This window comes from Pantoea sp. X-Soil-OKNW-713 (assembly GCF_059730685.1).
On sequence record NZ_AP035995.1, the window covers coordinates 3,813,035 to 3,828,445 of the forward strand.

General features: G+C 46.6%; 8 protein-coding genes. All 8 read left to right on the plus strand.

Annotated elements, in window-relative coordinates; genetic code table 11:
* Positions 1-187: 187 nt before the first annotated feature.
* From AC6I8R_RS17750 to brxL, 8 genes are read left to right on the plus strand one after another with little or no spacing between them, the layout of a single operon-like run.
* The gene (locus tag AC6I8R_RS17750) at positions 188-805 is read left to right on the plus strand and encodes a DUF1819 family protein (RefSeq protein ID WP_497832652.1); all 618 of its coding nucleotides are present in this window, start codon (positions 188-190) and stop codon (positions 803-805) included.
* On the plus strand, positions 802-1,404 hold the full coding sequence (locus AC6I8R_RS17755; RefSeq protein ID WP_497832653.1) for a DUF1788 domain-containing protein: 603 nt from the start codon (positions 802-804) through the stop codon (positions 1,402-1,404). Before AC6I8R_RS17750 ends, AC6I8R_RS17755 begins: the two co-directional genes overlap by 4 nt.
* Before the next feature lie 12 nt (positions 1,405-1,416).
* On the plus strand, positions 1,417-5,031 hold the full coding sequence (gene brxC, locus AC6I8R_RS17760) for a BREX system P-loop protein BrxC (RefSeq protein ID WP_497832654.1): 3,615 nt from the start codon (positions 1,417-1,419) through the stop codon (positions 5,029-5,031).
* A 48-nt stretch (positions 5,032-5,079) separates the two neighbouring features.
* The gene (gene pglX, locus AC6I8R_RS17765; RefSeq protein WP_497832655.1) at positions 5,080-8,751 is read left to right on the plus strand and encodes a BREX-1 system adenine-specific DNA-methyltransferase PglX; all 3,672 of its coding nucleotides are present in this window, start codon (positions 5,080-5,082) and stop codon (positions 8,749-8,751) included.
* On the plus strand, positions 8,751-9,833 hold the full coding sequence (locus AC6I8R_RS17770; protein ID WP_497832656.1) for an ATP-binding protein: 1,083 nt from the start codon (positions 8,751-8,753) through the stop codon (positions 9,831-9,833). The genes pglX and AC6I8R_RS17770 overlap by 1 nt, the downstream gene beginning before the upstream one ends.
* Entirely contained in the window at positions 9,830-10,663 is an 834-nt protein-coding gene (locus tag AC6I8R_RS17775; RefSeq protein WP_497832657.1) for a DUF4435 domain-containing protein, read from the plus strand. Before AC6I8R_RS17770 ends, AC6I8R_RS17775 begins: the two co-directional genes overlap by 4 nt.
* 2 nt (positions 10,664-10,665) lie before the next feature.
* Positions 10,666-13,263, plus strand: a complete 2,598-nt coding sequence (gene pglZ, locus AC6I8R_RS17780; RefSeq protein ID WP_497832658.1) for a BREX-1 system phosphatase PglZ type A — start codon at positions 10,666-10,668, stop codon at positions 13,261-13,263.
* 10 nt (positions 13,264-13,273) lie between these two features.
* Positions 13,274-15,349, plus strand: coding sequence for a protease Lon-related BREX system protein BrxL (brxL, locus tag AC6I8R_RS17785; RefSeq protein WP_497832659.1), 2,076 nt, complete (start codon positions 13,274-13,276; stop codon positions 15,347-15,349).
* The last annotated feature ends 62 nt before the right edge of the window (positions 15,350-15,411 follow it).

A 15,411-nucleotide genomic window follows, 5' to 3' on the forward strand; every position in this document is an offset into this window, starting at 1 on the left:
CAAACAATCTCATAGCAGCCCCGAACCCGTTCAATAAGTGAACGATTTTTTATCTAAAATTACTAAACCACCCACCGATACTGACTTAAGCATTCGTTATGAAAACCAAGCGCTGAAATCATAGCGTCTGAATGTTCAGACGATTACAATTGTTGCTTATTTTTGCGATCAACATTCCAGGTTTTAGATGACAAATATGACTATCAAAAATGATAAAAGCTGGATCGGTGACCTTCTTGGTGGGCCACTTATGGGGCGAGAGAGTAGAGTCATTGCTGAACTCTTGCTGGAAGAGCCTGACGAGGCCATGTGGCAAGCGCAAATCGTTGATGAGAATATTTTACAGGCGTCATCCCCTAACACCGCAAACCGTTATGCCCGAACGCTCAAGTTGAGATTAATGACTCTTGATGCTCAAGCTCTAGGGCTCATCGCCAACGGCAGTGAGAGTGAACGCCTGCAACTTTTGCTAGCAGCATTGACCCTCCAATCACCTGTTGTCGCTGATTTTATCTCTAGCGTTGTCAATCCTGCTCGTCTGGAATTTAAGGACAAGTTGCCTGGAAATTGCTGGGATGAGTTTGTCGATGAGAATCTTCGCATGCACCCCGAACTTAGCAGCTTCTCCGATTCGTCGATAAAAAAAATGGGCAATAACCTAATCAAGTCTTTGGCTGAAGCTGGATACCTGGATACCCCACGTCGACGCAACCTTCAGTCGATATTCCTACTACCCGAGGTAGCCGCTACGCTACATCGTTTGGATAAGGCTGATTTGATACCGGTACTGGAGGGTAAAGCGTGAGTGATCAGATACTGGCTTACCGCTTAAAACAGCTTGAAGAACGCATCAGCGATGACCGTTTTTTGAAAAACCAGGGCTCCGGCAATGAAATTGGCTTCTGGATTTTTGATTATCCGGCACAGCAGGAACTGCAGGTTCGCGAGTATCTGGCGTTTCTGTTTAAAAAACTGGATAAGAAATACACATTTACTGAGTTGAATATTTTTCAGGTCATTATCGATATGCTGGAAGAACGTAAGCTCTTTGACCGTATTTGCCAGCGAGAACCTGAGCTTGGCCTTGAGACAATGAAAAAACATCTGGCAGCCCCACTCAGCCAGAAAAAAATTGCTGAATATATTGCCCGAACTGTAGACCTCCCCTCGCAGGATTTTGTCATTCTGACTGGGCTGGGTAACGCCTGGCCGTTAGTGCGCGGACACGAGCTAATGAGTGCTTTACAGGATGTTATGGGGTTCACACCACTGCTAATGTTCTATCCTGGAGTTTACAGTGGGTATGACCTTTCTCCATTAGCAGGGATTAACTCCCGAAACTATTATCGTGCCTTTAGACTGGTTCCAGAAACCGGTCCCGCGGCATCTTTGAATCCTCGATAAAAGACGACAGCAATGAATATTGAACAAATCTTTGAGAAACCGCTAAAACGAAATATTAACGGCGTGGTTAAAGCCGAGCAAACCGATGACGAAAGTGCCTGGATTGAGCTGGATGAGTATGTCATAACTCGAGAGCTGGATGGCCACTTGCGCCAATTCTTTGAAGTCTATGCCCCTGCTACGGGACCAGGTAGATTACAGCTTGCCGATAAGATGGGAGTCTGGGTTTCAGGTTTCTTTGGTTCCGGTAAATCACACTTTATTAAAATCCTCTCTTACCTGCTGGCCAACCGCGAAGTAAGCCACAAAGGCATAAAACGCAATGCGATCTCATTCTTTGAAGAGAAAATCGACGATGCACTGCTTTTAGCTGATATTCGTAAATCTGTTAAACATCCGACAGATGTCGTACTTTTCAATATTGACTCACGTGCAAATGTTGAAGATGGTGTCGATGCGATTCTCAAAGTATTTCTGAAAGTCTTTAACGAGCTTGCTGGTTATTGCGGTGATTTCCCGCACATTGCACATCTGGAGCGTGAACTCGATAAGCGTGGACAGTTTGATACCTTTAGGGCTGCCTTCGCGGACATCACCGGGTCTCGCTGGGAAGATGAACGTGATGTTTATCTGATGATCAACGATCAGATGGCACAGTCATTGAGTGTTGCAACTGGTCAGAGTGAAGAGTCTTCTCGTCAATGGATCGAGCAACTTGACAAGAACTTCCCTCTTGATATCAAAAACTTCTGTACATGGGTAAAAGAGTGGCTCGATAGCCAAGGAAATCGTAACATCCTGTTTATGGTCGATGAGGTCGGTCAGTTCATTGGCAAAGATGCTCAGATGATGCTGAAGCTCCAAACCATCACCGAAAATCTCGGCGTCATTTGTGGTGGTCGCGCATGGGTAATAGTGACCTCTCAAGCAGATATCAATGCCGCTATTGGCGGCATGAGCAGCCGTGACGGTCAGGACTTCTCCAAGATTCAGGGACGATTCTCCACTCGCTTACAGCTCTCCAGTTCCAACACTTCTGAGGTTATACAGAAACGCCTGTTGGTGAAAACCGATGAGGCAATTCCTGCACTGGAGGCGGTCTGGCAGGAAAAAGGCGACATTCTGCGTAATCAGCTGGCATTCGACACCACAACCACTGCTACGCTGCGCGCCTACACAAATAGCCGCGAGTTCGTGGATAACTATCCGTTTGTGCCGTGGCACTACCAGATCCTGCAAAAGGTCTTTGAATCAATCCGTACTAAAGGGGCCGCAGGTAAGCAGCTGGCAATGGGGGAGCGCTCTTTGCTGGACGCCTTCCAGTCAGCTGCAGTCCAGATTTCTGCCGATGGCCTTGATAGCCTCGTACCGTTCTGGCGTTTCTACTCAGCGATTGAAAGCTTCCTGGAACCAGCGGTTAGCCGCACCATCATTCAGGCCAGTCAGTCTCCGTCATTAACAGAGTTTGACGGCAAACTGTTGAAGACGTTGTTCCTTATCCGCTACGTCGACGTGCTGAAAAGTACTCTAGATAATCTCGTCACGCTCTCTATCGAGCGCATTGATACTGACAAAGTGGAACTCCGTCGACAGATTGAAGCCAGTCTTAATCGTCTGCAAGCTGAGATGCTGATCTCGCGTATTGATGACAAATTCGTTTTCCTCACTAACGAAGAAAAAGAGATTGAAAACGAAATCCGCAATATTGACGTGGAATTCACCACCATCAATAAGCAGCTTTCAACCATCATTTTCGAAGAGATCCTGAAGAACAAAAGATATCGCTATCCAGCAAATAAGCAGGATTTTGATATCAGCCGCTTCTGCAACGGGCATCCACTGGATGGCGCAAATCTTAACGATCTGGTAGTGAAAGTACTAACTCCACTGGATTCGAATTACGAAAGCTACAAGGGTGCTCATTCAAATAGCCAGCTGATGACGGACAGTAAAGACTGCATCTTAATTTGTCTGCCTGATGAAGCACGTACGTGGCAAGACCTGACAATGTACGCTCAGACCAAAGCCTTCCTCAGCAAGCAAAGTGGCCAACGTCCGGAACAGGCAACGCTGTTGGCGGAAAAAGGTCGTGAAAATGGCATGCGCGAAAAAACGCTGAAGGCGCAGATTGAAGGACTTCTGGCTCAGGCTGATGTCTGGGCGTTGGGCGAGCGGTTGGATAAGAAATCCTCTTCGCCGATAGCTATCGTGGATGCAGCCTGCGGTTACGTTATTGAGAACAGTTTCTCCAAACTGAAATTGCTGCGATTGAGTACCGGAGATGTAAATCGTGAAACTCACGCGTTGCTGACAGTAGAAAATGACACCCAGCTAGATTTCGGGGGGATGGAAGAATCCAACCCAGAAGCGATGCGCGAAGTGGATAATTGGATCTCAATGAGTATTGAGGCTCATAAACCGGTGTACCTACGGGATATCCTCACTACCTTTGGTCGTCGCCCATTTGGCTGGCCGGAAGATGAGGTCAAATTGCTGGTGGCGCGTCTGGCGCGTAACGGTAAATACAGCTTCACCCTGCAAAGTAGCGAAATTGCACTGAAGCAGGCGTGGGACGCGTTTAACAACTCACGTCGCTACAGTGATTTGCGTTTGCACAAAGTTCGTCGCCATGATGAAGCGCAGTTGACCAAAGCCGCACAGCTAATGGGCGATATTGCCGGGGAACCGTTTAACGAGCGCGAAGAACAGTCGCTAGTATCACATATTCGCGAACTGTTTGGCCGCTGGAAGAGCGAGCTGACAATCTTTAAAACTCGTGCGGAGAGTGGCGCAAACCCCGGGCAAAAAGAGATTGCAGAAGGTCTGGTACTGCTTAACGGGATTCTCAACGAGAAAGAAGAATACGCTGTTATTGAGAAAGTCACTGCAGCAGCTGGTGACCTCGGAGATTTCTCGGAAGATTGGGACAACCTAGTCAGTTTCTACAAAAACCAATACGCCACATGGCAGCGCTTGAGTGCGGCGTTGAATGGCAGTTTTAAAGCTAACCGTAACGCACTGGATAAAGACGAAACAGCTCAAAAGGCGCTGCGCGATCTTGAAGCTATCTACGGCATGCCCAGCCCTTACAGAGAGTTGCACCGGATTATTCCGTTGATTGAAACTGTTGAAACCATCAACCAGCGTCTGGTGGAAGAATACCGAAGCCATGCGCTGTTGCAGATAGATGGCCATATCAATGAGCTGAAGCAAAGCATGCAGGAGATGCATGTCCCTGCTGATTTGCAGCACTCGCTTTTACACCCGATGCAGCAATCGCGCAAGAAAGTGGAGCAGAACGGTCTGATCCCACAGATTATGGAAGAGCAGGCTGAGGTTCGGGCGCTACAATTTAAAGCGAATGAACGGCTGAACGGCTGGGTAGAGGAACAGCGTAAGAAAGTGCCTGAACCAAAGCCCGTCCCTCAGCCTGGGATTATCGACCCAGTAGTTAAGCCTGAACCCAAGCTGAAAAAGACCATCTACGTGAACACGCGTAAAACGATGGAACGAGCTGCGGGTGTGACAACGCTGGATAACGCCGAACAGGTAGACAAAGCCCTGGAGCAACTCCGTAAAACGCTAATGGATGCCATTAACGCAGGTGAACGCGTACAGCTTCAGTAATTTCCCCATTTTCAGGGCAGATGTTGTCTGCCCTTTTCAGGACTTCACATGAATACGTCAAATATCAAAAAATACGCTCCAGTTGCACGTAAACAGTTCCGCGATGCGGTTATGCAAAAACTGACCACGCTGGGTATTGAGGCCGATAAAAAGGGCAACCTGCAAATTGCACAAGCAACCGATCTTGGTGACAGTGTGCGTTATGGTCAGTTCTCGCTGGATAAATCACTGGCGTCACGCCGTGAGCGTCTGGTCAAGCGTGCAGAAAAGCAGGGCTACGACGTGCTCGTGGAGCACATCGCTTACACCTGGTTTAACCGCTTTTGCGCTATTCGCTATATGGAGCTGCATGGCTATCTTGATCACGGTTTCCGTATGCTGTCTCACCCGACCCTGGAAGGGGGTTTTGAGGTTCTAGATCATGTGCCGGAAGTGGCTGATGCACTTGGGCTGGACAAAGCGCGCCTGGTGGAGATGAAGTTGGCGGGTGATCGTGACGAAGAGCTGTACCGTGAACTATTGCTTGCACAGTGCCATGCGCTGCACGGCGCTATGCCTTTCCTGTTCGAAGCAGTCAATGATGATATCGAACTGGTACTGCCAGATAACCTGACTCGCACCGACTCCATTCTGCGCGGGCTGGTGGACACGATTCCTGAAGAAGACTGGGGGCAAGTCGAAGTGATCGGCTGGCTGTATCAGTTCTACATCTCCGAGAAAAAAGCCGTTGTGATTGGCAAAGTGGTGAAGAGCGAAGATATTCCCGCCGCTACCCAGCTGTTTACGCCAAACTGGATTGTGCAGTATCTGGTGCAGAACTCGGTGGGTCGCCAGTGGCTGCAAACCTATCCGAACTCCAGTTTGAAAGGAAAAATGCCGTACTATATTGAGCCAGCGGAGCAAACCCCGGAAGTGCAGGCGCAGCTGGCAGCCATCACCCCATCGAGCATTGAACCTGAAAGTATTAAGGTGCTGGATCCAGCCTGCGGCTCCGGGCATATCCTGACTGAAGCCTATAACGTGCTGAAAGCGATTTACGAGGAACGCGGCTACCGTACCCGTGATATCCCGCAGCTGATTCTGGAAAACAATCTCTTTGGGCTGGACATTGATGATCGCGCCGCACAGCTGTCTGGTTTTGCGATGCTGATGCTGGCCCGTCAGGACGATCGCCGTATTCTGGGCCGTGGTGTGCGTTTGAATATTGTATCCCTGCAGGAGAGTAAGCTGGATATCGCTGAGCTGTGGACCAAGCTGAATTTCCACCAGCAAGTGCAGCGCGGCAGCATGGGAGATATGTTTGCTGAAGGGACGGCACTGGCCAATACCGACAGCGCGGAATATAAACTGCTGATGCGCACACTGGCGTTGTTCACCAGTGCAAAAACGCTGGGGTCACTGATTCAGGTGCCGCAAGAAGATGAAGCTGCGTTGAACGAGTTTCTGGATGGATTGTATCGTCTGGCTGTTGAAGGTGATATTCAGCAGAAAGAGGCTGCGGCAGCACTGACCACATATATCCAGCAGGCGTGGATACTGGCGCAACGCTATGATGCTGTGGTCGCGAATCCACCGTATATGGGTAAGCGGGGAATGAATAAAGTAATAAAAGAATATGCGAAATCACATTATCATCTTTCTAAAGCAGATCTATTTTCATTATTTATGGAGCAATCTAGCGCTCTTTGCAAGGAAAATAAATTCTACGCCCACATAAACATGCAGTCATGGATGTTTTTAAGCTCTTTTGAAGATACTAGGAAATTTGTCATTGACGAGCAAGCAATAGTTTGCCTATCGCATTTAGGTAGCGGTGTATTTGATGAGATTTCAGGGGAAGTTGTCCAAGCTTGCATGTTCTCTATTTTAAATCATAAGGAACCTTTGTATCGGGGTGTTTATCAAAACCTTAGAAATAATAATGAAGGCAGTGTTAATGATATTAAAAAAGCAACACATTACACTCCCAAACAAAATAACTTTAGATCTATAGCAGGAATGCCAATAGCTTTTTGGGCAGGGGACGATATATTTAGCCTTTTCAAGGAAAATCCTAGCATCGGCGATGTCGGTGTTGCCAGACAAGGGCTATCCACAAGCGATAATGATCGTTTTTTACGCTATTGGTGGGAGGTCTGTTTCAAGAAAATAGGTTATTCATTTGGCGATATCGAAAAAGCAAAAAATTCAGGGTTAAAATGGTTTCCATACAATAAAGGTGGCGGATTTAAAAAGTGGTATGGTAATCATCATTATATAATTAACTGGGAAAACAATGGAAAAGAGCTAAGAGAGTGGGCGGATTATTTAAATACTATTGGGACCTCCATGGGAAGATTAGTAAGTCAAGGTTATTACTTTAAGGAGAGTCTGACTTGGTCAAAGATAGCTAGTGAAAATACCTCTTTTAGATTTCAGCCCCAAGGTGCAATATTTGATGCTCAAGGAATGTCTTTATTCATTGATAATGAAAAAGATAAATTATCAACATTATCCATTTTAAACTCTAATGTATTTCAACATCTAATGGGAATAATTTCACCAACACTATCTAATGAAAGTGGCCAGATATCAAAAATCCCATATCTCAAACCATGCATTGATACCTCTATCCTAGTTGAGGATCTTATTAAACTTACAAAAGAGGATTATGACTCAATTGAAATATCGAAGGACTTCGTTTTTTATAACTCCTCCTCCGACTCACTTTTAATATCAGAACATGTAAAAAGAATAATTGAAAAATCATTTGAAATTGTTAATGAAGCAAAGGAAAAAGAAGAGAAAATCAATGTCATTCTAAATAAAACTTACAAAACAACTGGTATTATTAATAGTGATGTATCATTGGAAAATATAACCCTTGAATGCAATCTTTTATATTCTGACGTTACAATTGATAATCAAGGAAAAAATGCAATTGAATATAGATTTATTTCAAAATACATTTCTAGATATATTAGCGGAATCATCGGTTGCATGATGGGCCGCTACTCCCTTGATCGTGAAGGCTTGGTCTACGCCCATGAAGGCAACAAAGGTTTTGTCGAATTAGTCGCCGAAGGTGCTTACAAAACCTTCCCCGCCGATGAAGATGGCATCCTGCCATTAATGGATTCCGACTGGTTCAATGACGATGTTACTGCGCGTGTTAAAGAGTTTGTCCAAACCGTATGGGGTGAAGAGCATCTACAGGAAAACCTCGATTTCATAGCTGAAAGTCTATGTATGTACGCGATCAAACCGAAAAAAGGCGAATCTTCTCTAGATACTATCCGCCGCTATCTTTCCACCCAGTTCTGGAAAGATCATATGAAAATGTACAAGAAGCGCCCGATTTACTGGTTGTTCAGCTCCGGTAAAGAGAAAGCGTTTGAATGCATGGTCTATCTGCACCGCTATAATGACGCCACCCTATCACGTATGCGTACCGAGTATGTAATTCCATTGCTGGCGCGTTATCAGGGCAATATCGATCTGGTTAACGAGCAGCTTAAGAGTGCCGAATCAGGCGCTGCAACCACGCGCCTGAAAAAAGAGCTTGATGGACTGAGCAAAAAATTCAACGAGCTGCGCAACTTCGACGACCGCTTACGTCATTATGCTGATATGCGTATCACTATTGATCTGGATGACGGCGTTAAGGTTAACTACGGCAAATTTGGCGATCTGCTGGCAGATGTGAAGGCTATTACCGGTAGCGCACCTGAGGAGATTTGATGAAAATAGCGGCGATTTATACGCAGCGTGTTGGCCCGCTGGGCGATGCGGAAATTAGTTTCAAAAACGACTGGACGGGAGAGGTGGAGGAGAATGTTCTCCTCACTGGCCCAAACGGCTGCGGTAAATCGACGCTGCTTCGCGGTATTGCTATGCTGTGGGAAGCTTTAGGTTATTGGCTTGATCAGCGGGATTTCATGCCTCTAAGAATGGAGACTAAGAAATGGCTTCGCCGGTGGGATGGAGTAGCCATTGTTCTTGAAGATATGAATTTTCTCGGCACTGAAAAAATTGGTGTTTATTTCGGCAACAAGGAATGGGTCGGAAAATTATTCATCGAACATCCTGAGGTCTGCTGGACTGGAGAAATCTTTGGTAGTAGCTCTACACGTATAAGTCTGAGTAAAGGTATCTGGAGTGCAGAGTCAGGCCACTCGTCACTAGCCCCTGATCTTATTGATAAGTGGTCTCAGATTAGGCAGCGTTTACTCATTACCAGTGAGTACGTTGATGCTCCAAATATTATCTATCTCGATGCAGATGAGCGGCGCTGGGTTTCACCGCAAAAAAATATATCGTCCTTATCTCAGGATGATTTAAGTCAACGTTGGCTGGCGACCTACTCTCCTTCAAGTGACTGGAAAGATCAGCTGGAAGCTTCGCTGTTCAACATGAAAGCGACGCTCCCTGAAATGTATCCGGAGATGATGAAAACCCTGAATCAGTTCTTCTCTGGGAAAGCCATTGAAGAGGACATCCAGCCGGGGCAGCGTCAGCAGGTCAAACTTGCTAACGGCGACACTCATACGTTAGATGAACTGAGTTCAGGTGAACATCAGGTTTTGATCATGCTGTTTATGGTTCAACGCTGGCTTCAGCCGGGTGGTGTTGTATTAATCGACGAGCCGGATCTACATCTTCATCCTTCCTTAGTTTCGCCTCTGCTTGCGACGCTGGAAAACATTATCCAGAAAAAGCAGGGGCAGCTGATTTTGACTTCCCATGCGACCGACGTCTGGCAGCGTTACGAAACGTTGGGACTGCGTTATCCCCTTTCTGTTGAAAAGGATAATGATCAATGAAGGAGTTTGAGTGGCATATCAAGACCATCATTGAGACAAAAATCACCGCAGGTAAACGAGCATTAATCGTTGAAGGAAAAACGGATGAACTCGTTTTTACTCAGCTCTTAAAGAAAGTTGATCCTCAATGGGAAACAAGATGGGTTCTTGCAGAGGTTGGAGGGAAACGCAATGTTGTCGAAATTTTGTCAAAACAACCAACTTGGTTGGGCATTGTTGATCGTGATGAGTGGGATAATGCCCAGTTGAGCCAACGGCAACAACAACTGCCTAACCTGCTAATTTTGCCCAGGTTCTGTATTGAAAACTATCTCACCGTCCCGGATGAGCTCTGGCACTGCTTGCCACAGAAGCAAAAAGAAAAACTACCAGAAGGGCGAGAAGCGGCTATTCAATCTATCACTGTACCTATTGCTGAAAACCTTGAGCGGTGGGTTCAATTTGGCGCTTTATGGGCAATAATAAACCCGCTTTGGGATGAACTGCGGTTACTTGGTTTCAACCGAGACCTACTCGATCCTGAACTGGTTGTTGATGAGCAACGTTTTCGGGCACAGTGCGCTAGCTGGCATAGCCATCTTGAGCCTCAGGGACTATGGCAGAGATATCAGGAGAAACTGACTGCAATTCAAGCTCAGACTAATGATGAAAACCTGCGCACCATTGTTCATGGTAAAAAATTCTTTAAAGCAGTAGTTACTCCTGCTTTCAGAGAACTATTTGCCATTCAGAGTGCTATTTCAGTTGAGGATTTATTCCGAGAAATGCCTGTCCCGGCAGACCTAGCATTTGTTTGGCAACGCATGGATTTAACCCCAGAAGATAATTAATTATGCAATTTAAAGAACTGGAATCCGGCCTTCGTCAGAAGTTTACTGACAACCGTATCGTCTTCTGGCACGACCCGGAACAACGTTTTACCGATTCGCTCAATGAGCTGGATCTCGACGATGTCTCGCTGCTGGATATGCGCGGCTTTTCAGTGCTCGCCACAAAAAAAAGAATCGAAATCGACGAGCCAACACAGAAATTTTTACTCTATTTTACCAATGAAGTCCCCGCCCGCGAGCAGGACTGGTTGTTAGATATTCGTCTTTACAGCACCGAATTCCACGCTGATTATGCTGCAATCACTCTGAATTCTCTGGGTATCCCGCAACTTGGTTTACGCGAACATATTCAACTTCGCAAAGCCTTCTTTACCGTCAAGCGAACTCAGATCTTGAAGGGATGGGTCACCGAACGAGAAACGGAAAACTCTCTCGATAAGAAGATGCTGGCAGTGGTGGTCGGGGCCAGTACCTTTGAAACCAAAGAGATTTTGTTTGCTTTGGTTCAGCAATTTGTCGCGGCACGACAGCAAGATGATAGTGCGCTGGAGAACACCTCCGCCATACTGAAAAAACTTGGCCTGGATGAAGTACTCTGGGAGATTGTTCGCGTTGAGCTCGGATACCAGTCTGAGTCTCCGTCACTGGAAAACCTGCTGCTGAAACTGTTCTGTACCGATCTCTGGGCGCAGGGTGATCAGGCGCATCGTGACTGGTTGAGTAAAAATGTGTTGGCTACCGCTGCTGGCCGAGCGTCTTCATTGGCCTTTATGGGAGCGTGGCGTAACGATCGTCGCTATAAAGCAGAATACGATTATTGTGCAGAGGATTTGCAGCAGACACTGCAGCCAAAAGAGCACTACAACTATAGCTCACCGTACGCACTGGCAAAATGCGAAACCTTCGAGGCCATTGAGCAACTGATTATTCGTGGTCTGGTGACACAACTGCAGGAAGAGAGCACCACTCTGGATAGAGATGCGTTTAAAGCGTTGGTGTCTGAGCGCAGTGCGAAATACTGGAGTCAAACCAGACCAGAGTATCTCTCTATCTGGAATGCTATCCGCCAAGCTGAGCATCTGCTGAATTTGCGTAACCTCTACACCGACGGGTTCAATTTTCCTGATACTGGCGCTTTCTGGAAGGCGTACTGCGACGAAATTTATCGCTTTGATCAGACCTATCGTTTGTTCAATGAATATGCCGCTCCAGTGCATAGTAAAGGGGCGATGATTCTCCATGAGCTGGATAAATTCATTGAAGAGCTTTACAGCAATTGGTACCTGGCAGAGCTGAGCCGTGGCTGGAACAAACTGCTGGAAGCAGAAGACCGTATGCAGGCATGGCAGTTTAGCGGCGTTCCGCTGCAGCGGAATTTCTATAAAGATAATGTTAAACGTCAGTTTGACACCTCTCAGGTAAAACGTGTTTTTGTCGTGATCTCAGACGCGTTGCGCTACGAAGTGGCAGAAGAGCTGGGCAGACATATCAATCATGAGAAGCACTTTAGTGCAGAGCTACGCTCCCAGACCGGAGTGCTCCCAAGCTATACCCAACTGGGAATGGCCGCACTGTTACCCCATGAGTCGTTGAGCTACCTTCCTGATAATTCTGGCATAGTGTACGCCGATGGGATGTCCACTTCCGGATTTGATAAACGAGCCGCTATTCTGGCGAAGGCAAATGGTGTGGCGCTGAAAGCAAAGGATTTGCAGAACGCCAATAACCAGGAAGTGAACGAGCTAATTCGCAACGCCTCCGTAGTGTATATCTGGCACGACACTATTGATGCCATTGGGGATAAGGCTGCAACAGAAGATAAAACGTTTGAAGCCTGCCGAAGTACAATTACTGAGCTAAAAGATTTGGTTTCACGTCTGCGTAGCCGATTTAATGCCAGTCGAATTTTTGTTACCGCCGATCATGGGTTCCTGTTCCAACAACAGGCGCTGGTGGAGCAGGATAAAACGAAGCTGGAAAGTAAGGCCAAGGATACTATTGAAGCGAATAAGCGCTTCATTGTGGGTCATCAGCTGCCTGAAAGTGAATTTTGCTGGCATGGAAAACTGGCCGATACCGCAGGCGCAAGCGATGAGAGTGAATTCCTGTTACCCAAAGGAGTACAGCGTTTTCACTTCGTAGGGGGGGCGCGTTTTGTTCATGGCGGAGCCATGTTGCAGGAAGTGTGTGTTCCTGTTTTGAAGATCCGCGCGCTTGAGAAGAAAGCGGCTGAGAAACAACCCCAGCGACAGCCCGTGTCCGTTGTTGCGCGGGATCAGATGATCAAGCTGGTTAACAGCATTGATAAAGTTGGTTTTATTCAGACCTCAGCAGTGAATGAATTCAATGAACCGCGCACGCTGAATATCTTTATCATGGATGAAAACAACCAAGTCGTCTCAGGCACAGAAACGGTATGTTTCGACAGTGATAACACAGATATGGGTAAACGCACCCGCGATGTAACCATGAAACTCATGGGAACGGCATTCAATCGCAAAAACAAATATGTTCTGATTCTGGAGAATGCGGACAGCGCCACAGAGTATGGCCGCTATCCAATCACAATCGACTTGGCATTCCAGGATGACTTCTTTTAAGTGAGGCGTTATGCAACAGCAGGATAGCTCGGCTAGCAAAATTGAAACGGCCTCGGCATCGGCTCAGGACCTTGATTCTATGTTGAATCAGCATTTTCGCGGTCGCGTAGTGCGTAAAGATCTTACAAAGCAACTTAAAGAAGGGGCAAATGTTCCGGTGTATGTACTGGAATATTTACTCGGGATGTATTGTGCCTCCGATGACGATGAGGTTGTTGAGCAGGGACTACAGTCGGTTAAGCGCATTCTTTCTGATAACTACGTCCGCCCGGATGAAGCAGAAAAAGTGAAATCGCTGATTCGTGAACGTGGCTCTTACAAAATTATCGATAAGGTCACGGTAAAGTTAAACCAGAAGAAAGACGTTTACGAAGCCCAGCTTTCGAACCTCGGCATTAAAGATGCCTTGGTACCGTCGCAGATGGTGAAAGATAACGAGAAACTGCTGACAGGTGGTATCTGGTGCATGATCACCGTGAACTACTTTTATGAGGAAGGGCAAAAAACGTCACCTTTTTCACTGTTCACACTGAAGCCAATTCAGATGCCAAACATGGACATGGATGAGGTGTTTGAGGCACGTAAGCAGTTTGATCGTGACCAGTGGATTGATGTGTTGTTACGTTCTGTAGGGATGGAACCCGCGAATATTGAACAGCGTACAAAGTGGCATCTGATTACTCGCATGATCCCCTTTGTGGAAAACAACTATAACGTTTGCGAGCTTGGGCCACGTGGTACAGGGAAGAGCCACGTTTATAAAGAATGCTCACCTAATTCATTGCTGGTATCTGGCGGACAAACGACTGTAGCAAACTTGTTTTACAACATGGCCAGCCGCCAGATTGGTCTTGTGGGAATGTGGGACGTAGTCGCGTTTGATGAAGTAGCTGGAATCACTTTCAAAGACAAAGACGGCGTGCAGATCATGAAGGACTACATGGCGTCGGGCTCGTTCTCTCGTGGACGAGACTCCATTGAAGGCAAAGCTTCCATGGTGTTTGTAGGCAACATTAACCAGAGCGTGGACACGCTGGTCAAAACAAGCCATCTGCTTGCACCGTTCCCGGATGCGATGATTGATACTGCCTTTTTTGACCGCTTCCATGCCTATATTCCTGGTTGGGAAATTCCTAAGATGCGGCCGGAATTTTTCACCAATCGTTATGGTTTGATCACGGATTACCTCGCTGAATACATGCGCGAGATGCGTAAACGTAGTTTCTCTGATGCTATTGATAAATTTTTCAAGCTTGGTAATAACCTCAATCAGCGCGACGTGATTGCCGTACGCCGCACTGTGTCAGGTCTGTTGAAATTGATGCACCCGGATGGCGCTTACGGCAAAGAAGATGTACGTGTTTGTCTCAGCTATGCTATGGAGGTTCGCCGTCGCGTTAAAGAACAACTTAAGAAGCTCGGTGGTCTGGAATTCTTTGATGTGAACTTCAGTTATATCGATAGCGAAAGTCTGGAAGAGTTTTTCGTGAGCGTTCCTGAACAAGGTGGTAGTGAACTTATCCCGGCAGGTATGCCAAAACCTGGTGTTGTACATCTTGTCACACAAGCTGACTCAGGAATGACAGGCCTATACCGTTTCGAAACACAAATGACAGCAGGAAATGGGAAGCATGCCGTTTCAGGACTGGGGTCAAATACAGCAGCTAAAGAAGCCATCCGAGTAGGATTTGACTACTTTAAAGGCAATCTTAGCCGAATCAGCGCTTCAGCTAAGTTCTCAGAACATGAATATCACCTTCATGTCGTTGAACTGCACAGCACAGGGCCCAGCACGACCACCAGCCTAGCTTCACTAATCGCATTCTGCTCTATTTTATTAGCCAAACCCATTCAAGAACAAATGGTGGTTTTGGGCAGTATGACCTTGGGTGGCGTGATCAACCCTGTACAGGATCTTGCAGCATGTTTACAGGTGGCATTCGACAGTGGTGCCAAACGTGTGCTGCTCCCAATGGCATCGGCGATGGATATCCCGACCGTTCCAACTGAACTGTTTACTAAATTTCAGGTAAGTTTTTATGCTGAACCAGTCGATGCAGTTTATAAAGCTTTGGGAGTGAACTAAGACAAAGCACCAGAGCCTACATTCGTATTCAATTGATTTTACTAAAAAAGTAGACAATTCAA